24 protein-coding genes are annotated in these 19,608 nt (G+C 45.4%); 18 read left to right on the forward strand and 6 right to left on the reverse strand.

All coding sequences use genetic code 11. From position 1 onward, the window contains the following. Nucleotides 1-7: 7 nt before the first annotated feature. Both HBHAL_RS06595 and HBHAL_RS06600 read left to right on the forward strand, forming a co-directional pair. Nucleotides 8-823, forward strand: a complete 816-nt coding sequence (locus tag HBHAL_RS06595; protein ID WP_014642575.1) for an NAD kinase — start codon at nt 8-10, stop codon at nt 821-823. Continuing rightward, a complete protein-coding gene (locus tag HBHAL_RS06600) occupies nt 820-1,710 on the forward strand; it encodes an RluA family pseudouridine synthase (protein WP_041601235.1) in 891 nt (296 codons plus the stop codon). Before HBHAL_RS06595 ends, HBHAL_RS06600 begins: the two co-directional genes overlap by 4 nt. Before the next feature lie 33 nt (nt 1,711-1,743). Here the strand turns inward: HBHAL_RS06600 and prpE are convergent, their stop codons facing one another. Both prpE and HBHAL_RS06610 read right to left on the reverse strand, forming a co-directional pair. Then, nucleotides 1,744-2,478 (reverse strand): bis(5'-nucleosyl)-tetraphosphatase PrpE, encoded by a 735-nt coding sequence (gene prpE, locus HBHAL_RS06605; protein ID WP_041601236.1) that lies wholly within the window; start codon nt 2,476-2,478, stop codon nt 1,744-1,746. A gap of 798 nt (nt 2,479-3,276) precedes the next feature. Then, a complete protein-coding gene (locus HBHAL_RS06610; RefSeq protein ID WP_014642578.1) occupies nt 3,277-4,449 on the reverse strand; it encodes an FtsW/RodA/SpoVE family cell cycle protein in 1,173 nt (390 codons plus the stop codon). A gap of 185 nt (nt 4,450-4,634) precedes the next feature. Between HBHAL_RS06610 and mgtE the strand changes: the two genes are divergently transcribed. From mgtE to HBHAL_RS06625, 3 genes are all read left to right on the forward strand, one after another. Next, the gene (gene mgtE / locus HBHAL_RS06615; RefSeq protein WP_014642579.1) at nt 4,635-5,999 is read left to right on the forward strand and encodes a magnesium transporter; all 1,365 of its coding nucleotides are present in this window, start codon (nt 4,635-4,637) and stop codon (nt 5,997-5,999) included. 16 nt (nt 6,000-6,015) lie between these two features. After that, nucleotides 6,016-7,866, forward strand: a complete 1,851-nt coding sequence (locus tag HBHAL_RS06620) for a monovalent cation:proton antiporter family protein (protein ID WP_014642580.1) — start codon at nt 6,016-6,018, stop codon at nt 7,864-7,866. A 206-nt stretch (nt 7,867-8,072) separates the two neighbouring features. Then, nucleotides 8,073-8,333, forward strand: coding sequence for a hypothetical protein (locus HBHAL_RS06625; RefSeq protein WP_014642582.1), 261 nt, complete (start codon nt 8,073-8,075; stop codon nt 8,331-8,333). Between the two features lie 252 nt (nt 8,334-8,585). On the opposite strand, the gene HBHAL_RS06630 is transcribed toward HBHAL_RS06625, so the two are convergent. Further along, a complete protein-coding gene (locus HBHAL_RS06630) occupies nt 8,586-9,464 on the reverse strand; it encodes an alpha/beta hydrolase (RefSeq protein WP_014642583.1) in 879 nt (292 codons plus the stop codon). Nucleotides 9,465-9,610: 146 nt separating this feature from the next. Here HBHAL_RS06630 and HBHAL_RS06635 point away from each other — a divergent pair, with 146 nt between their 5' ends. Both HBHAL_RS06635 and HBHAL_RS06640 read left to right on the forward strand, forming a co-directional pair. Beyond that, a complete protein-coding gene (locus tag HBHAL_RS06635; RefSeq protein WP_014642584.1) occupies nt 9,611-10,723 on the forward strand; it encodes a glycosyltransferase in 1,113 nt (370 codons plus the stop codon). A 2-nt stretch (nt 10,724-10,725) separates the two neighbouring features. After that, entirely contained in the window at nt 10,726-11,178 is a 453-nt protein-coding gene (locus tag HBHAL_RS06640; RefSeq protein ID WP_158512351.1) for a glycosyl-4,4'-diaponeurosporenoate acyltransferase CrtO family protein, read from the forward strand. A 72-nt stretch (nt 11,179-11,250) separates the two neighbouring features. Here HBHAL_RS06640 and HBHAL_RS06645 read toward each other — a convergent pair whose 3' ends face one another. Continuing rightward, nucleotides 11,251-11,436 carry a hypothetical protein gene (locus HBHAL_RS06645; protein WP_014642586.1) on the reverse strand — a complete coding sequence of 62 codons (186 nt, stop codon included), beginning with the start codon at nt 11,434-11,436 and terminating at the stop codon, nt 11,251-11,253. A gap of 168 nt (nt 11,437-11,604) precedes the next feature. Between HBHAL_RS06645 and HBHAL_RS21715 the strand changes: the two genes are divergently transcribed. From HBHAL_RS21715 to HBHAL_RS06670, 6 genes are all read left to right on the forward strand, one after another. Then, nucleotides 11,605-11,757: a hypothetical protein gene (locus HBHAL_RS21715; RefSeq protein WP_014642588.1), complete on the forward strand. Its 153-nt coding sequence runs from the start codon at nt 11,605-11,607 to the stop codon at nt 11,755-11,757. 38 nt (nt 11,758-11,795) lie between these two features. Continuing rightward, nucleotides 11,796-11,999, forward strand: a complete 204-nt coding sequence (locus HBHAL_RS06650) for a hypothetical protein (RefSeq protein ID WP_014642589.1) — start codon at nt 11,796-11,798, stop codon at nt 11,997-11,999. Between the two features lie 31 nt (nt 12,000-12,030). Continuing rightward, a complete protein-coding gene (locus HBHAL_RS06655) occupies nt 12,031-12,471 on the forward strand; it encodes a hypothetical protein (protein ID WP_014642590.1) in 441 nt (146 codons plus the stop codon). Nucleotides 12,472-12,588: 117 nt separating this feature from the next. Beyond that, nucleotides 12,589-13,206 carry a DUF2651 family protein gene (locus HBHAL_RS06660; protein ID WP_014642591.1) on the forward strand — a complete coding sequence of 206 codons (618 nt, stop codon included), beginning with the start codon at nt 12,589-12,591 and terminating at the stop codon, nt 13,204-13,206. 318 nt (nt 13,207-13,524) lie between these two features. Further along, entirely contained in the window at nt 13,525-14,304 is a 780-nt protein-coding gene (gene fabI, locus HBHAL_RS06665) for an enoyl-ACP reductase FabI (protein WP_014642593.1), read from the forward strand. A 342-nt stretch (nt 14,305-14,646) separates the two neighbouring features. Next, nucleotides 14,647-15,180 carry a spore coat CotO family protein gene (locus HBHAL_RS06670; protein ID WP_014642594.1) on the forward strand — a complete coding sequence of 178 codons (534 nt, stop codon included), beginning with the start codon at nt 14,647-14,649 and terminating at the stop codon, nt 15,178-15,180. 41 nt (nt 15,181-15,221) lie between these two features. On the opposite strand, the gene HBHAL_RS06675 is transcribed toward HBHAL_RS06670, so the two are convergent. Next, on the reverse strand, nt 15,222-15,725 hold the full coding sequence (locus tag HBHAL_RS06675) for a CotY/CotZ family spore coat protein (RefSeq protein ID WP_014642595.1): 504 nt from the start codon (nt 15,723-15,725) through the stop codon (nt 15,222-15,224). Between the two features lie 190 nt (nt 15,726-15,915). Between HBHAL_RS06675 and HBHAL_RS06680 the strand changes: the two genes are divergently transcribed. From HBHAL_RS06680 to HBHAL_RS06700, 5 genes are all read left to right on the forward strand, one after another. Then, nucleotides 15,916-16,128, forward strand: a complete 213-nt coding sequence (locus tag HBHAL_RS06680; RefSeq protein ID WP_014642596.1) for a hypothetical protein — start codon at nt 15,916-15,918, stop codon at nt 16,126-16,128. Between the two features lie 301 nt (nt 16,129-16,429). Continuing rightward, entirely contained in the window at nt 16,430-16,765 is a 336-nt protein-coding gene (locus HBHAL_RS06685; RefSeq protein ID WP_014642598.1) for a DUF1360 domain-containing protein, read from the forward strand. Next, nucleotides 16,762-16,977 carry a hypothetical protein gene (locus tag HBHAL_RS06690; RefSeq protein WP_014642599.1) on the forward strand — a complete coding sequence of 72 codons (216 nt, stop codon included), beginning with the start codon at nt 16,762-16,764 and terminating at the stop codon, nt 16,975-16,977. Before HBHAL_RS06685 ends, HBHAL_RS06690 begins: the two co-directional genes overlap by 4 nt. Nucleotides 16,978-17,663: 686 nt before the next feature. Further along, entirely contained in the window at nt 17,664-17,966 is a 303-nt protein-coding gene (locus tag HBHAL_RS06695; protein WP_014642601.1) for a hypothetical protein, read from the forward strand. Nucleotides 17,967-17,988: 22 nt separating this feature from the next. Continuing rightward, complete coding sequence (locus tag HBHAL_RS06700; protein WP_014642602.1) at nt 17,989-18,900, forward strand: MBL fold metallo-hydrolase; 912 nt, start codon at nt 17,989-17,991, stop codon at nt 18,898-18,900. On the opposite strand, the gene HBHAL_RS06705 is transcribed toward HBHAL_RS06700, so the two are convergent. Then, nucleotides 18,880-19,557 carry a DUF421 domain-containing protein gene (locus HBHAL_RS06705; RefSeq protein WP_014642603.1) on the reverse strand — a complete coding sequence of 226 codons (678 nt, stop codon included), beginning with the start codon at nt 19,555-19,557 and terminating at the stop codon, nt 18,880-18,882. The two genes, HBHAL_RS06700 and HBHAL_RS06705, sit on opposite strands and share 21 nt — an antisense overlap. Nucleotides 19,558-19,608: the final 51 nt, after the last annotated feature.

Below are 19,608 nucleotides of genomic sequence, written 5' to 3' on the forward strand. Positions count from 1 at the left end.
GCAGCAGATGAAGTTTTCGATCCTTTCCAAAGGCGACCAGAAATCGAATGAAATACGATCCAAAATCAAAAATTATTTAACGGAATTCCAGTTGGAATACAATGAGGACGAGCCTGATCTTGCTATCTCTGTAGGAGGAGACGGCACGTTATTGGAAGCTTTTCACACCTATGTTCACCGCCTTGATCAAACGGCGTTTATCGGGATTCATACCGGACACTTAGGCTTCTATGCCGACTGGATGCCGGAAGAGCTGGAAAAACTGATCATTGAAATCGCGCGGACGCCTTTTCAGGTGGTTGAATACCCGCTTCTGGAAGTGACGATCCGTCCACAAGACGGGGAAGAGGAAGATCGGTATCTGGCATTGAATGAATGTACCATTAAGACTTCAGAAGGTTCGGTCGTTTTTGATATCGAAATTAAAGGCGATCATTTTGAAACCTTCCGCGGAGATGGACTTTGCATTTCCACGCCATCCGGCAGTACCGCTTATAACAAAGCGCTCGGCGGCGCGATTCTCCATCCTTCCCTGGAAGCAATCCAGATCGCCGAAATGGCTTCCATTAACAACCGGGTGTTCCGTACCATCGGTTCTCCGCTTATTTTGCCGAGCCATCATACCTGTTTATTAAAACCATTGAACGACAGAAGCTTTCTGATTACGATGGATCATATTACTCGTACTTACAAGGACGTGAAATCCATTCAGTGTCGTGTGGCGACTGAAAAAGTCCGGTTTGCCCGCTTCCGTCCGTTTCCTTTCTGGAGACGTGTGCATGATTCCTTCGTATCCGATGAGTATTCTCATTCTAAAGAGTGAGTACGGTTACCAAAAGCTGGCGCGTTCCGCCTGAGGCGTCAGGTCAGACAGTGAGGGATTTCCTGCAGAAGCGGGCCGGCTTCTCCCGCCAGCTGATTAAACGAGTGAAAGCGGGAGGATCGATTTACGTCAATCACCAGCCGGCTTCTCTCAAGCAGAAGGTGGATTCGGAAGCGATGGTTTCCGTTTATTTTCCCGAAGAAGTTCGCGGCGATAGAATGATGCCTGAAGAAGGCCCGTTATCGATCCGCTATGAGGACGAAGATGTGATCGTGATGGACAAACCGTCCTCGGTTCCGGTCGTTCCATCTTCCCACCATGAAGGCTCTTCCATCGCAACCCGGCTGCTTTATCATTACGAGAAGCACGGCCTGTCAAATACGGTTCATATCGTCACAAGGCTGGACCGGGAGACGTCAGGGCTTATGCTTGCAGCGAAGCACGCTTATAGCCACCGGCTGCTAACACTTGAGAAAAGCAGAGTCGAGCGCTTTTACACGGCACTGGTAAAAGGAAAGCTTGAGGGTGAGGGAGTTATTGAAACGCCGATTGCCCGGAAACCGGGATCCATTGTGGAACGGACCACCTGTGCAGATGGAAAACCATCAAAGACGTTATACAAGGTTCAGGAAAGCCATGAACAGCATACGCTCGTCAGACTAAAGCTTGAGACCGGGCGGACCCATCAGATTCGTGTTCACATGGCTTCTATTGGTCATCCGCTCGTGGGGGATACTTTATACGGAGAGCCTGAAGATCTTCCCTGGAGCGGACAAGCTCTTCATTGTCATAAACTGGCCTTTGATCATCCCTGGACAGGCGAGTTGATGTCTTTTACATCCGGCATTCCTGAAGAGTGGAATCGTTATATCATGGCATGTGAATAGTAAAAAATCAGACCCCGCCTGGAGTCTGATTTTTTAGTATCTGAACTTCTCTTCAACGAGCGGCATTGAGGAAGGAACACTGACGAGTTCTTCTTCAGGCAGGCGGAACGCGGTTAGTTCGCCACCAAACACGCAGCCCGTGTCAATATTGACGGTTTTATGGACGAAGCGGGGTTCGCGTACAGGGGTGTGCCCATAAACGACCCACAAGTCGCCGTCATAATGCTGGGCCCAGTCTCTTCGAACAGGACGTCCGTCCGGGAGCTTTTCTCCTGTAATGTCGCCATACAATACGAACGTTTTCACTTTTTTATTATTTTTTCCGATATCTTCTCTGCGGATACCGGCATGGGCGATGACAGCGTCCGCTTCTTCCAGTACGTGATATAGAGGGGATTCCTCCACCAGCGTCATAAACTGCTTGCGCACCTTTTTTTGTTCACGTCTGGATAAGCTTCGGTATTCGTCTGCTGTTGTTTCTAAACCGTGGGTTTCCTCTACAGGATTTCCAAGGAAAAAACGGTATAGTTTATTGCAATGATTGCCGGGCACATAGAGTGCCGTTTTTTCTTCTAATACTAACTGGCAGACAAAACGAATGCACTCCACTGAAGCAGGACCGCGGTCCGTAATATCACCAACAAAGACTGGGGTGCGTCCGTCGGGATGAAAAGGAAGCCCGTTTTTCCATTCGTAGCCGAGTTTCGTGAATAGCTGCTTTAATTCATCCAGACAGCCATGCACATCGCCAATTATATCAATTTTCATCATTATTCTCCTTTCATTAAGTTAATAAAAAATCAAGGTGGTCCTTAAAATTAAGGTTAAATCGCTAAAAGTTCCTTAGTGAGCTAAGGGTCCGGATTGTATAAGACTCCGTTTCGAGATATTTTATGAGAGGAAAGTTCCTGCGGGGCACGATTCGCTTTCCGTGGCCCTGCACGACGCAGGGTCGTTCGACGTTGCCACAGGATGTGGCGGTCTTAGTCGAATATCCCTTGTGGTGAGCTTCCTCGGGCTTAACAGCCCTGTGGGATCTCACCGATCATGTTTATCCCACAGGAGTCTTCGCCGTTCCCTTCCGCCCCTTTGCGATCATGGAGCGCTCAAAATCTTGCACGTAAATGCCTTCATATGAGGAAGGAGAACCTATGTGATCAACACTAAGGACCGGGTCTTTACAGGAGATAAACGCCGCTGTAGAAGCATATAAGACGATTTAAAGTTCCCACTTTTTCTACTGGCAGGGTCCGTTCGCAGAATTATAGTGGGGCTGGTGGGGAAATGGCGAGACTCCCATGGGAGAAGGGACTAGGTGAGATCCCGCAGGGAGTGAAACGAGCGAGGAAGCTCACCGTTCCTCCATAGGAAAGCGAGCTATTTCCTCACCAGCCCTCTTCCGCATAGAGTAACGGACCCAATTTATTACGAGACTGAGTCTTCAAGTAATGGGAGCTTTTATTAAATAAATCCATACTGAGAATTACAGAGCTTTATTAGACCGGCTTAGAATAATCAAAAAAAGGCGGGAAGTCTTTTACAAAGCTTCTCCACCTTTTGAGCGTGTTATTCAAACATGTAAGATCTTGTACGGGATTTGACGTTCAGCACGAGGCCGATTGCGAGCATATAAGCGAGTGTCGAACTTCCCCCGTAACTGATAAAGGGAAGCGGAAGTCCCGTGATCGGAAGCAGCTGAATGGACATGCCGATATTTTGAAAGACTTGAAACGCGATCATACCTACTACGCCGACAATTAAATAGCTTCCAAAAGCATCATTACTTTCGAGAGCGATTTGGATCATCCGATAGACCAGAAGGAAAAACAGCGTGACGACAATACTTGAGCCTACGAAACCAAACTGCTCGGATACCGCGGTGAAGATCATATCGGTGTGACGTTCGGGCACCATCACTTCAAAGTTGCCCGGGCCTTTTCCGGTCAGCTGTCCGGAGCCGATCGCTGTGATGGCTTTAATCAGCTGCAGGCCGGCACCGAGCTCGTATTTTTCAGGCTGAAGCCAGCCATAGAAACGGGAGTCCACGTGGGCAAACACGGATTCTTCAAAGAACGTGGTAACTTTTGTAATATTAAATAGGAAAGTAGTCGCAACAGCTGCAATAACGACTAGTACGGATGAGACGATCGAGAGCAGAATTTTCCATTGAATACCGGATACTAAAATCATAAACGTCGTGATGGATACCAACACAAGGAATGTACCTAAGTCCGGCTGCACCGCAATAAGTCCCATCGGAACTACGGAAAGAAGCATCAGCTTTCCGAGCAGCTTTAGATCTGTCTTAACGGTTTTCATCCTGGTTTTTTCATTATGTTTAACAATCACATGAGCAAGCGTAATGACAAGGAAAACCTTCATAAATTCGGAGGGCTGGATGGTACCGATGCCAGGTAATTTAAACCAGCTCCAGGCTCCGCCTGAATAGTGAACGAGCCCCGGCGGGAATTTAAAGAAGAGCATAAGCAGGGCCGTGAGTCCAAATCCGTAAAGACCCCAAACGATTTGATGAAGGCGGTCATAATCCAGAATCATAGCTACACCTGCGACTATGCTTCCTAGTATGTACCAGACGATTTGTTTCATATAAGAACCCTGATCTCCTACGCCTAAGTAAGGATCTACGGTGTAAAGGGTATAGCAGCTGATGATTCCAAAGGCCAGGACAATGAATATAATGGTAAAATCAATCGGTGAAGTTTGCTGATTATCATTCATGAATGTTCCCTTTCTATCAAGCAATCTGTTAAACTACGGTTATAATTGTAAGTGTACATGATTCTTCCAATAATTTTAAGTCAACTTAATGATTTAATGAAAAGAAAATACTTTCGTTGACAAACGTCCAGCAGGCAATTAAGATTAAACGGTCAAAAACGAATAGAACGTCAAGGAGGGGAGCTATGGAACACTTAGATGACCAGGAGCGCCAAGAGGTTTGGGATACGATAAAGGATGCGCTTTTTAATGATTACATTGACCAATTCCGCGCCGAGTTTCTAGAACTCCACCCTTATGATCAGGCTATGATTTTCGAGGGATTAGATGTTGACGTTCGTATGCAGATCTATACGTATCTATCTCCCGAAGAAGTAGCCGATTTCATGGAGCATATTGATTATGAGGAAATCGAGCCGTTTTTCTCTGAAATGGATCCCAGATTTGCGGCGCAAGTATTCGCAGAGATGTCTACGGATGATGCGGTAGATATTTTTAATGAACTGGATAAAGACAAGGTGGCAAGCTTCCTAACCATTATGGATAAGGAAGCGGCACAGGAAATAAAAGATTTGCTGCACTACGAAGAAAAAACCGCGGGCTCTATTATGACCACGGAGTTCGTCATCGTGGAGGCCGGCATGTCGATCAGGGAAGCGATGCTTCACTTAAGAAAAGAAGCCCCTGATGCCGAAACGATTTATTACACCTATGTCATTGACGAAGACAAGCGTCTGGTTGGGGTAATTTCGCTTCGTGATTTAATTATCTCGGAAGACGACTGGCTCATCTCGGACGTTATGAATGAACGTGTGGTGTCCGTTTCTGTAGCCGAAGACCAGGAAGAAGTCGCGCGAATGGTAAGAGATTATGATTTTCTTGCTCTTCCCGTTGTTGATTTCCAGAATCACCTGCTCGGTATTATTACAGTCGATGATATTATGGACGTTATGGAAGAAGAAGCAAGCGATGACTATTCCAAGCTTGCCGGTATTTCTGACGTAGACAGTCCTGATGAAAATGCTTTTGATTCAGCTAAAAAAAGGCTGCCCTGGCTGATTATTCTGCTATTCTTGGGCAGTGTAACGGCAAGCCTGATCGGCCGCTTCGAGGATACGCTTGATAAAGTAGCGATTCTTGCGATATTTATTCCGCTCATTGCCGGAATGGCTGGTAATACAGGTACACAGGCACTTGCGGTAGCGGTACGAGGAATTGCGACAGGTGAAATTGATAAACAAGGGAAGACTAAAATGATGCTCCGGGAAGCCGGAACTGGATTGATTACCGGGATTTCCTGCGGGATCATCATCACACTCGTCGTTTATTTCTGGCAAGGGAACATCTTTTTAGGTTTGCTCGTTGGGCTTTCCATTTTATCGACGTTGATCGTAGCCACCCTGGCTGGATCACTCGTTCCTCTCATCATGCATCGATTTAATATCGATCCTGCTGTTGCATCAGGACCATTCATCACGACGATTAACGATATCATCTCCATACTGATTTATTTCGGTATGGCGACAGCATTTATGAATTTACTCATCTAGTGGAAGGAGGGCGAGTATGGAACATGGAGCTTCAGTAACTTCCTTAGTTATTGTCATACTAGCTGCATTTATCACTCCCATCTTATTGCATCGTTTTAAACTGAACATGATTCCCGTCGTGGTCGCAGAGATTATCGTCGGATTAATAATAGGAAAAAGCGGTTTCGATATAGTGGAACAGGGAAGCTGGCTTGAGATTTTATCAACGCTTGGGTTTATCTTTCTTATGTTTCTTAGTGGTCTCGAAATTGACTTCTCCATTTTTGCCAGAAGAAAGAAAAGGGCTAAGCCCGAAAATAAAGGGACAGGAGCTCCAAATCCGGTCATCGTGGCTTTAATCGTGTTCGCCGGAATATTCGCCATCTCTCTCGGTTTGTCCTATCTATTTGTTCTGGCTGGCTTTATCGACAATGCCTTCTTAATGACATTGATTATATCCACCGTATCGCTTGGTGTCGTTGTGCCAACGCTTAAGGATGCCCAGATGATGAAGTCGACGATTGGCCAGACCATTCTTCTAGTTGCCGTTATTGCTGACCTGGCCACAATGATTCTATTAGCCGTCTTCGTTTCGCTTTACGGCGAGAGCGAAGGCAATACGTGGCTCCTGCTCATTCTGTTCGCGGTCGGGGTTCTGCTTTACTTCGTCGGCAAGCAGTTTCGTCATCAATCCTTTGTGGAAACGATGGCCAAAGGTACCATCCAGATCGATACGCGAGCGGTTTTCACGCTGATTATCCTGCTCGTAGCCTTATCCGAAACCGTAGGCGCCGAGAACATTCTGGGCGCGTTCCTTGCAGGTACCCTTGTTTCTCTCTTGTCTCCGAACCAGGAGATGGTGAAGAAATTAGACAGCTTTGGCTACGGCTTTTTGATTCCGATCTTCTTTGTGATGGTCGGGGTAGATCTTGATATTTGGAGTCTGTTTACCGACAACCGCGTGGTCATTCTCATTCCATTATTATTCATAGCACTGCTCGTATCGAAAGTCGTACCTGCGCTGATTTTGAAAAAATGGTATGATACGCGCACTGTCTTGAGTACAGGATTTATTCTGACCTCTACGCTCTCGCTTGTGATTGCGGCTGCAACGATCGGGGAGAGAGAAGGCATGATTGATGCCCAGATGGAAGGTGCGCTGATTCTAGTGGCGGTACTCACCTGTCTGATCGCTCCGATTGTATTTAAGAAGATTTATGGCAAGTTTGAGGATGAACAGCATAAAACGGTGGTGTCCTTTATTGGCTCCAACCGCATGACGCTGCCGGTGGTCCGGGAGCTGGACATCAATTCCTACGAGACTCACTTGTATCATACAAAAGTAGATAAAATCGATGATAAAATCAGCCGTTCCTGCTTCGATATCAAGGAACTGGATGGCTATAACGTGGATGCCATGAAAGCATATGGTGTATTTGAGGTTGATCTCTTGGTCGCTTCTACAGGTGATGAAGAAAAGAACGCCGAAATTGCACGCTTTGCGAAAGAAGAAGGAGTGGAGCGCGTTATTGCCCGTGTAGAATCTCCAGAATTGACCGCCGAGCTAAAAGAGCTTAAGGTCAGCGTGTTCTCTGTCTTCTTATCATCCAAAGCTCTCCTTAAAGCCATGATCGAAGCACCGAACGTCGTCGATATCATCACGAAACAGGAAAGTGCGCTCTACCAGATCAACATGAACAATTCCTCCTATAACGGAGTGTATCTTCGCGAATTTCCGTTTACTGGAGATGTGATCATGGTCCGGATTTTCCGTGGCAAAGATTCAATTGTGCCGCACGGGGATACAGAGCTTAAACTGGGTGACCGTCTCATTGTGACGGGTTCAAGTGAGTATGTAGATGAACTGAAAATGGATCTTGAATTTTAAATGAGCAGGGATCTCCTTTCGAAATGAAAGGGGGTCCTTTTTTATGGCGTGATTACTTCGCCCTGCCTGAATTGGGCCGCAGTCAAATGAAAAAGAAACCTCGCCAGTTGAAATAAGGAGATCATAATTTATAAAACGCCTCTTATTGAAACTCCAGTACTGTAATAATCGTAGATGTACTATGGAATTTAGGACGGAGGAGAAGGATGACCGTACTGGTTGACCTGATCATGTTATGGTTAGAACTCACCTTATTGAAGGTGTCGGAAGAAGATATCGAAGGTAATCTAAAGGAACTGAAAAAGCATACCTGGTTTCAGGACTATCTCTCTGATGAAACGAAGCGGCAGCAAATCATCCATGATGCAAAAGTACGGCGCGTGATCGGAAGGTTCTCTAAAAGGAAATTAAGAAAAGACTCGTATCAGGCGTATTGTAAGAAGAAATTGGACCGTGCGCTTAGATAGAGGATCCACACCGTGTGAGCGTGTCTGACCTTTACTACTGGAGGTATATGTTAGGCTTGACGAAATACACGAAGTTTTTCTTATATAGATAGAGAAATAGGTGGGGTAAAATATGGTTAAGAGGTTTAAAGAACAGATGAAGCTACCGGGTGCACGTTTGGGAGTGTCCATAGCAGCTTTGATATTTATAAGTGGAGTTTTGACTAAAATCTTTACGATGCTTTTATTATGAAAAACAAGCCGGCTTAAATCTTAAGACTGAATGGTTTTTCTGATTTCATTTTCAATCATTGTCCAAGCTTGCTGGGCTTTTAGCTCGGGTCCTAAGTGAGTGAAGGCGTGATAGCAGTCTTCAAATACTTCGTGTCTCACGGGCACGCTGGCGTTTCTTAATTTGTCTGCGTACGTTTCAGCTTCCTGGGAGAAAGCGTCATATTCCGCCGCAATTATAAGCGCCGGGGCAAGCTTGTCTGTATGGGGAGCTAAGACGGGAGAAGCAAGCGGATGTTCCGCCTGGTTTCTTTCCGGTACATAGCACAAGTTGAGAAAATGGGCAGCCTGAGGGAAACGCGCACGACCGGGATCGCCCTCTGGTTTATCAGCATGCGGGGTAACGAAATCAAGCATGGGACAGATCAGCACCTGGAGGAGGGGCTGAGGTTCGTTCCGCTCCTTCAGCAATAGACAGAGCGCGGCCATAATATTGCCACCTGAACTTTGCCCGCCGACCATAATTTTTTCTGGATCAATCTTAAGGTCTTTGGCATGGTCTTTTATCCAGTGCAGCAGCTGGTAGGACTGCTCCACAGGCCCTGGAAAAGGATATTCCGGTGCCTTGGCATAGTCAACATTGATAACGACGCAGCCCGTATTGTTCGCGATCTGACGGCAGTATGGATCATCCATCTCTTTGGAATTCATAATGAAGGCACCGCCGTGCAGGTTAATGTAGACAGGCAGATTTTCACCCGTTGCTCCTTTTGGATAGTAGCAGGATATATATGTATCTTTCACATCAGTTTCAACGAGAATGTCCTTTTTGTCCTGGACGGACTGTATGGGAACCATGGGTGTATTCAGAGATTGATCTGAAAAGAAACGGAGTGTATTGGCTATAATAGATTTATACATAATGAACCCCCTGTTTTTTAATTGCTTATTCCCGGCGTAAAATGAAAATAATCATAATGAGCTTCTGAGTGCAAGATATCATAGACGAACACGCTGATATGCAGAACCTGCACAACAAATGTTTACATATAAAATAAGCATACGCTATGCTTGAAAAAGATGAGGTGATCGCCATGTGGTTCATGTTTCTGGCCATAATTTCAACTCTCCTGCTATTTTGGCAGAAGGTTTCATTTCCTATTCAAGAACCTGGAAAAACGAGTACATACTCGATTATTATACCAGCACGTAATGAAGAAGAAAATTTAAAACGCTTACTTCCTTCGATTCTCGCAACGAAGAGTAACCAAAGGGAAGTCATTGTCGTGGATGACCACTCAGAAGACCGGACCCGGGCAGCGGCAGAATCCTTTGGAGTAAAAGTGATCAGCAATCCGCCTTTACCGGAAGAGTGGATGGGTAAATCCTGGGCCTGTTATAACGGGGCAAAAATAGCAAAAGGAAAAACGTTGTTTTTTCTTGATGCAGACACATGGTTCTCCAAACACGGACCGGAAAGGATCATCCAGTTTTCAGAAAATAAAGGAGTGAACGCCTTAGTTACGGTACATCCCTATCACTACATGCATTCGTTCTGGGAAAAGTTTTCTTCTATTTTCCACCTGGTGGTATTTGCTTCCTCAGGAATCACAACGGTCGCGAGGGATCAGATAAGCAAGCATGGAGGCTTTGGTCCCTGTTTAATTATTCCGGCAGAGACGTACTGGGAGCTTGGCGGCCATCAGTCGATCCGCAGTGAAATTGTAGAGCACCTGGCCTTTGCAAGACGCGCGGAAACTAGAGGCGTACAGACTTATGCCTTCAGCGGCAGACATGTGGTGAACATGCGGATGTATGAAGCGAGTCTGAAAGCGGTGGTGGAAGGGTGGTCCAAAAGCTTTGCTTCGGGAGCGAAAACGGCATCGCCGTGGATGACAGCTGCTGCGATTCTCTGGATCACGTCTGTCATCTCTTACCTTCTTAACATTCCTGACATGGGGTGGTGGAGCCTGATCGGCTATGGAATTCTTGCTTTCTGGCTTGGTCGCACGCTCCAGGAAATGGGGAACTTCAAGTGGTATGATGCGATCCTTTTCCCGCTCCATTTCTTCTTCTTTGTCGTTCTGTTTGGCTATTCCATTTTGAAAACCTTCTTTTGGAAGGAATCCACTTGGAAGGGCCGGAATATAGCCGGAAAGAATAAGAGAGGGTCGTCCTGATGATGACAAAGATAATAATTGCCTGGGTAATGATCCATATAAGCATCAGCGTACTTGTATCTCAGCTGCCCGCTTCTATGGTTTTATCTTTCTCCAAACTATATGAGTTAAAGAATTGGGAGAAAAACGGCCGGGTGTATGAGCAGCTGAAAATAAAGAAATGGAAGCATTTTCTTCCAGAAGCCAGGAAATGGGTGAATCAGGGAAAGGGGAAGACGGCGGCTCATCTGCGGAACGAAAAAGAGTTTCAAGCCTTAACCCTGCAGACCAGCCGCTCCGAGCTGTCTCACTGGATTCAGATCCTTCCCGCCCCATTATTTTTCTTCTTTCTGCCTACGTGGGCCGGGTGGGTCATGGTCCTCTATGCGATTTTATTTAATCTGCCCTTTATCCTTGTACAGCGCTATAACCGCACCCGGTTAGAACGATTCAGGAAGGTTTACGAAAAGAAGTAGCGATGACGTGCTGTCAGCGCACAAAAAGGGACGGAAAGCCGTGTGATACGCTTCCGTCCCTAACTTATTCATTTAGAAATTTTTCATATTCTTTGGATCGGACGATTTTGCTGCGGCACCTTCAGATCTGTAGATCTCTTCCATTGCCTTCTGCTCATCAACGACCGGAACGAGGCGTGTCTGCTGCCTGCGTTTTTGTTCAAAATGCACGGACAGGATAATCAATCCAGCTGGTAGTAACAACCATAACCACAACATCTAATCCCGCCTTTCTCGGATCTATACGATCCTATGTATTGTATTCCCTTCTTATCAAAATTTATCCCTCCTTTTCATGGAAAATTTGCCATTCTTGTTAATGGATGAAAGAAAAAATGAAACGATCGAAGCGGGCGAACCGTACGTAAGGAAAGGAAGTGATCAGCTATGATGAGACTCATGTTTATGATTGCCGCGCTTGTTCTCCCGATTTCAATGTTCTTTGACCAGGCAGCTTCAGGGATCTTAATCTCCCTGTTCTTCATGTTGACAGGGGCTTATTTCAGCAAACCGAGATTTAATCGTTCGAAAAAAGGCTGAGAATTTTATCCCTGTTCGATTTTTTTGGAGGTGGGAGAGTGAGAAAGCATTACGTTAGAACTGCCCTGATCGTTGGAGTAGCTGTGTTTTTGATCAGCTTGTTTGTCCTGGTCGCCCTGGGGTCGCCTGCTCCTTATGTGGGAGGCTTAGTCATCGCATTTATCGTATTTGAAATCAGCTTTTATCATTTGTTTGCGAAGAATAGGCAGGAGCGTAACGTTTTTTATAAAAGAACAAAATGAACAAGTAGGATAGAGAAGGGAAGCGGAACCAATGGAGAGAATAAATGATGAACGTCTGCAGCTGAGGAATTTAAAAAACATTCGGATCGTCTATATCATACAGACCTTTGGAATTTTGGCCATTCTTGCCTACGATCTGGTAACAAAAGGTATGGATAGAATGACTGAAAACCCTCTGTGGGCCGTTTTTATGATTTCAGCTGTGGTGAATGCGTACTTAATGATGAATATTAGTGTGGATCATGAAAAGCAAACATCACCAGAGAAGGGCCTTTACATATCACTCGCCGTTGTTGGTGTCCTGTCTATTGCTAGTGGTGCAATGGTGACGTTACTGGGCTCGAATGGGATGGGAAGCGGCTTCTTAATAGGCGGCATAATTTTAGTCTGTTCCCTGGTGCCTGTGATCTATATTTATGTATTAAGAAAGAGGAAGATAGAAGACGAGGATGAAGAGGAGCTTTCCAGTTGAGTTTCTCTTTAAAGAGACAGAAGTTCTGATGAACCAGGGCTTCTGTTTTTTTGTGTATTGAAAAATATTTACTTGAAGTGTAATATTACACTAAATCTGAATGGGAGGAGAATGTGTATGTATGTAATTCCGCTTGTCCTGTTTATATTTCCAATGCTTGCCTTTGTGATAGGCGTTTTAGGCCGCGCTCTTTTGAAAAAGCTGTTTATTGCACCTGTCATCGTCTTTGGACTTTCCCTGCTGGCTCAACTCCTGTACTTACATTTTTCTTTTTTTACATGGACCCTCATCTATACAGCCCTTGCTTTTTCAGGTAGTATTATCGCTCATTTTCTCCTCCTGAAATATCAACCCAGCCGCAAAGTTCAAAAGACAGGTGTGATCATTCTTCTGGGATCTGTCCTTATTCCTGCGCTGATTTTTACCATATCGAGGCCGGTAAATGCCGTTCTGATGGAGAAAAAGGTTGAGAATCACCTTCGGGAAGAAGAATACTCGTCCAGTGACATTTACTCCATTGAAACTTTTTATGATGGCAAACGTAATACAAACCGGACAGAACCTGTCATTGCGGAGGTTGTTTTTACAGATGATCCTGGCCATACATATCGTTATATCGAATTAAAGAAGAAAAAACAGGTTGTGCAGATGTGTGAATATGAGAGGAGCCCGAACTTTTATACGAACGAGTACACGGCGGAACGGCCGCACATGGTTAAAGGCTGCTTTGAATAAGCAAGACAGAGGCCTGGGTAAATCGGAGAGTCCGTCAATCATACTAAATTCGACAATAAGGTTCGCATCGAAGCGGTTATAATAAACGCCGAAAAGGGAAAAGAAATTCCTGTAGTGGGAGAGATCGTTCATTCGCTTGTTCTAAATGAAGAATACTCTTTTGCCATCACTGGTGCAGACCCTTCCCGTCTCCACCTGAAAAAGGAGGTATTGGGCTGCTTTAGTGGATAATTGTATTTTGTTAATTGATATAATAAAATAGGAGCAGGTACTAATAACAAATCCCAATTGTAGAAATCACCTCAAGGAGGGCATGGAATGAATTTATCATTAGAAGGACGCACCTATGTCGTAATGGGCGTAGCCAACAAACGAAGTATTGCGTGGGGCATTGCACGCTCTTTACATGAAGCAGGCGCGAGACTTATTTTTACTTATGCATCCGAACGTTTCGGGAAAGCTGTTCGTGAACTGGCCGACACGCTTGAAGGGGAAAACAATTCCTTATTCTATGAGTGTGACGTAACCAATGATGAAGCCATCATTCAAACGTTCGAAAATATTCAGAATGATGTAGGTGTCATTCATGGACTGGCTCACTGCATTGCTTTTGCCAACCGCGATGAGCTAAAGGATGAGTTCCTGAACACAAGCCGTGACGGATTCTTAACGGCTCACAACATCAGTTCTTATTCACTTACTGCTGTGGCACGTGCCGCTAAGCCGCTTATGTCAGAAGGTGGAAGCATTATTACCATGACGTATCTCGGCGGCGAGCAAGTCGTCCAGAACTACAATGTGATGGGTGTTGCTAAAGCGAGCCTGGATGCAAGCATGAAGTATTTAGCTAACGACTTAGGTAAGCACAACATTCGTGTGAACGCGATTTCCGCTGGTCCAATCCGTACGCTGTCCGCTAAAGGCGTAGGAGACTTTAACCAGATTCTTCAGGAAATTGAAGAACGTGCGCCGCTGCGCCGTCCCGTTACACAGGAAGAAGTCGGCGATACCGCTTATTATCTAATGAGTGATCTTTCCCGCGGCGTAACAGGAGAAGTTATTCACGTGGACTCAGGCTTTAACATTATCGGTTATTAATAGACAAATCCCCGGACGCTTGAGAAAGAGCGCCGGGGATTTTTTTATGTCACCAGTACTTCAATTGATCCCAACGAGATTTGCAGTGGGAGATGAGGTGACACAAAAGATCCATTTTACTTGGCACTTGAAATAATTCAGTCGGGCTTTGAATATCATGGTTAATAAGGCATTTGTGTTCAGGTCATTATCCTGACCAGCAGAGAAAAGGATCGTTCGTTACTTGGTTAAAACTTTGTAAAAAAGGAAGAAATAATGTCGAACTTGGGCGATTGTGAACATGCTGTCCTAACCAAGCATATACATAGAACGATGACCCTATTTAAAAAGGAGAGATCCGGAATGGCTGAAAACACGGAAAACAAACGAATGGCAAAGCAACCGATGCTTTATATCGCCCAACCTAAATTCAAACCTGCTGAAGTTTCCATGCAGACCAGCTTTCGTACCCAGCGGAGTCAGTCTGCTCCAGCACCTGCCGAGCAGCCCGCTAAATCAGAGGCACCCTCGACTTCTCTTCATGAAAAAGAACTGAGGCTGAGGAGCCAGAATAAAGCGGCACCTGCTGCCAGTCCACCAAAAGCGAATGAAGAGGCACCTGCCGAGGAGTCAGAGAAGAAGGAACAGCCTGAATCTTCAAGAGATCGCAGACTTCGTTTCCATGAATTATCGCTTGAGGAAAAAGTGAACTACTTTTTCACGTTATCTCCGCACGTGCCAAAAATGAAGTGTGAGGTATCGACCGAGGACAATAAATACAGAGGATACATTACGGACTATGAAGAAGGAATCGTCCACTTAAAGATTTTTCAGCGGCCCTTCCAGCAAGAGGTACCGTTTAAGGACATAACCGATATTCGATTAATTGGATTCTAAGAAAAAAACCGCGCTTTGTCAGCGCGGTTTTCGTTTGATTATTACAGTGCTGCTGTTGCAGGCAGGCAAGTCACGTGGCAGAAGCAGTTAAGATCTACCGTAATACAGATGCCGGAAGCGCGCAGGTTTCTGCAGCTTTGGTCAGCAGGAGACTTCGGATCAAATCCATGATGATGATGGTACCCATCAGATGATTCGTCTGCTCCTCCTACATTGTTGTGATGATCAGCGAACAATAGCTCAACTACCGCACATCCGTCATGATCTACGGATTTAACGCGGAAGAAGAAGCTTCCTCTAATCTCGCAGGCATCTCCACTTCTTTTCGAACCGTATCCTTTAAAAGGTTTGCAGCCATCTTTACAGTAAAGAATAACCGGAACCGTATCGAATCCAGAACCTCCGCCTGTATCCCCTAATAGATCAGCGATGGATTGCTCACAGCTCGTCATGCATTCGTGGATGACATCATTTTGAGCATCAACGATATCTTTAAGGATATCAATGACGCAAGAGCCACTATCATGTTTTTTACCACAGCTCATATTTATTTTCCCCTTTCCATACGTATTGACGTATTGTCTTTACTAGAATATGTTTTGACCCATTGAGGGTGTGGGCATTTGTCATATTTCCTGAATTCTGTAACTTTTTTATCAAAGATGGGCATTAGACCATACTTCATCGAGACAAACGCATAGAGTAACAATGAATTCGAATAAGGAGATGAATAGCATGTCTGAGAAGAAAAAGGTCATTCGCGTGAAAGACCTTGTAATTGAAGCTGAAAACGTATTTATTGAACCTCAGCGTAAAGAACATCATGACCGTAAAGACCGTGTCGATCCATTTTTCGGGGGGCGCCGTAGAAAAGATGACGTAGCTGGCGAATCAAAAGATCGCCATGATGAGTCTTCCAGCAGCCGGGGCGGATTTTCCTGGATTTAATAAAAATTTCTTCAGCCACTACCGACGAGCGTAGTGGCTTTTTCTATATGGCTTCGGTTGCGTTAATCACTGTGGTTGATCAAAAGTTCTTCCATAATAAAGCATTTTCGTGGAAGACTCAGGTTCTAGGTGTTCACGGAGAAGGTACTGCGGCCGATTAGGGTACAGTGTATTTTTCTGTCTTACATTTTCGAAACACAAAGTAATCGGAACGGATTGTACAGATAAGCGAGGTAGTTGAATAAATTAATAAATATAGAGTTTTACCCGTGTCATGAATTTCAAAAGGGAGGTTTAAGAAATGGGGAGTATAACATGGTTGGAGTTATTATTATTGGGGCTTGCGAGCTTCCGGCTAACTCGGCTGATTGTAGATGACCTGATTATGGAATGGCTGAGAAAGCCCTTCTTTCATACGAAAGTAGTTGAGCTGGAAGATGGGAAGAAGGAAGAATGGGAAATACCGAACGGCTGGATCGGGGAGGGGCTGAGCTGTCACTGGTGTGTCGGTGTATGGTCGGCACTTATTAATTTTCTTCTATATTATTATATTCCATTTGGTTATTTTCTGGTGCTGATCCTGGCCATTGCCGGTTTACAATCGATTTTCTATAAATGGAGTGAAAAGCTTTCATGACGGAGAAAAAAGATAAAACAATCTTTGAAGTTTTACAGGAAATCAATGAGGAAACGTCGAAAAACTATGGAATCATTAAACAGCCTGAGAAGAAATTTCAGGGCTGGGATCAGGACATTCAAGCCTGGGACCGCCGGTTTTCCAAACGGATGACGGATATGGAGCGCTTTTTGAATAAGCAGATGGGTAAAGTCGAGCGTTTTTTTGAATAAGGCATTGTTAAACTTCAGTGTTGATTTTAAGGTTAATCTCCCGTTACTTGAAGACTCAGTTCCGAGATAACTTGGGTCCGTCGCCAAAAAAGGATGAGAGCGGCTACGGAAACAACTCGCTTTCCTACAGGGGAACGGTGAGCTTCCTCGCTCGTTTCACTCCCTGCGGGATCTCACCTAGTCCCTTCTCCCGTGGGAGTCTCATCGTTTCCTTCTCCGCCCGAACGATAGCTGATGAGCGGACCCTGCTATAGGAGAAAAGAGCCATACTGTATCTGCATCAAATGCTTCTATAACAGGATTCCTACACGTAAACACACGTGAAAACCAGTGTGGATCTCGTTGATTGGAAAGCGATTATGGAAGGGTTTCGAGCTCCCCATAAACGCAAAGGGCGGAAGGGAACGGCGAAGACTCCTGCGGGATGAACATGATCGGTGAGATCCCAGAAGGCGAAGCCTGAGGAAGCTCACCACATGCCCGCGGAAAGCGAGCCGTTCCCTGAAGCCCCTTTCTCCACACAATATCTCGAAATCGAGTCTTCAACTATCCTGTCCTATTGTGTAATAAGTCTTTTTTGAAAAATTAACAATAAACTTTAACACAGCTTTGAATAAAGGATGCGTAATGGAGGTATATCAGGGTCGGAAAAAGGGTATGGGTCTATAAACGAGGAGGAGTTATAGATGGGGTATATATTGCCGGTTAATCATTATCAATATAAGGATTATCATGATCGTACGATCCAGACTGAACGCTCTCCTTTTATGCTGGAACAAATTTTTAAAACGACGCTCGATAACCGATTAAAGCAGCATGAGCAGTCGCGGGAAGAGGACCGTCTCGAATATCAGGAAATGAGCCGCAAGCTTTTCACCTCTAAAGATATGCATGCCGTGAAGAATCCATGGCAGCCAGCCGATCCAGCTCATGAAAAAGTATATTCCGATGTAACAGGAAAAGGGAAACACTTTAGCGAAAGTATTTAGAAAAGCTAAAGGAGTTGATCTTGTGTCTTTTCATTCCATCAATGAACACTGCTATTACTATAGCGGTTCCGTGAATATCGGATACATTCATAAAGGAACGGACGGCCTGCTGATTGATGCCGGCCTGGACCGTTCCTCTATAAAGAAGGTGCTCAAGGAGCTGAGCGAACGCGAACTTCCATTGACGCACCTTTTTATTACGCATGCGCACGCCGACCATTACGGGGGAGCGGCTTATATCCAGCAGAATTACGATGTCTATACGCTTGCGCCTGTTTTTGAAGAGGCCGTGCTGAAGTACCCGGGTCTTGAACCGCTGTACTTGTTCGGAGGCAATGATCCGCTTGAAGAGCTGCAGAATAAGTTTCTGCAGGGTCCTGCGATTACCATTGATGAAGTGATTGAGGAGGGGACGTTTCAGGCCGGAGCCATTGAAGGAAAAACCTATCTTATGCCGGGCCACAGCTATCACCAGCTTGCCCTTCGCGCCCACGGAATTCTCTACGCAGCGGACAGTTATTTTGGAGTTGAAACTTTACATAAGCATAAAATCCCTTACAATTCCGATGCCGATCGAACACTTGAAAGTCTGAACCGATTACTGACCATTTCGTGCGATGGCTGTGTACCCGGCCACGGAGAGCTGGAAGAGGACGCGTCGGCTACCATTCAAACCAACATCGATTATCACGAAGAGATCCTGGATACGATGGAAAACTGTATTCAGGCACACGAAAAAGGGGTCAGCCATGAAGAACTCGTTGCCGCCATGTGTGAACACTATGGGGTAAAAGCTCCTCAGCTGTCCCAGTGGTTATTGTACCGGACGGCCGTTACGGCGTATGCGATTGCTTTAGTGAAGCAGGGAAGGGCGGTCCATCAGGTTCAGGACCACCGTTTCATTTTTACAGCATTAGAAGCCGATCAAAAATAGCTGCGGCTCGCCTTCTTTATATTCGGCGTAAAGGACGTCCTCCGGTGAGTTAAAATTCTGCGATTGCAGCTGACGTTTCAGCCAGGCTTCATTCTGACCGATTTCCTCCAGACTGTCCCAGATGACTTCACCGTCACTGATCAAAGTACGTGGAAGTGGAACGGCTTCCGGCGACAGGTTCATGTCCCCCCGGGTTACGTTCTGATACTGGGAAGCTTTTAACACTGAAACGGTACCATCCGTTTCAAGCACGGCATACTGTACTTCCTGTACCGAAAATACGTCTTTAGCGCGCAGCAGGTGCTGCAATTGATTGATATCCAGCTTGCTTTTCTTAAGCTGCTTACGGTCGATGTCCCCTTTGTAAATGATCAGGGAAGGTCGGCCCTCCAGCAGCCCGCGGGTCGATTTATATTTTTCTGTTATAATCTCCGTAACATAGATGAGAACGCCCCACAAAAGCACGGCAAAACCAATCTGAGGAATGCCGACTTCTTTATCATAAAGCGCATTACCTACAAGCTCTCCCAGGACGAGGGCAGCGATAAAGTCGAACGCGGTGATTTGCGTGATTTGTGTTTTTCCTAATACTTTGGTGAGAATAAATAAGGCTAAAAAGCCGAAGAAGGTTTCCACCGTAATTTGAAGATAATCCATATATAATCACAGTCCTCGTCAATTCTTTATCCTTCATTGTGGACAAAAAGG

The sequence above is a fragment of the Halobacillus halophilus DSM 2266 genome, from assembly GCF_000284515.1.
Lineage (GTDB): Bacteria > Bacillota > Bacilli > Bacillales > Halobacillaceae > Halobacillus > Halobacillus halophilus.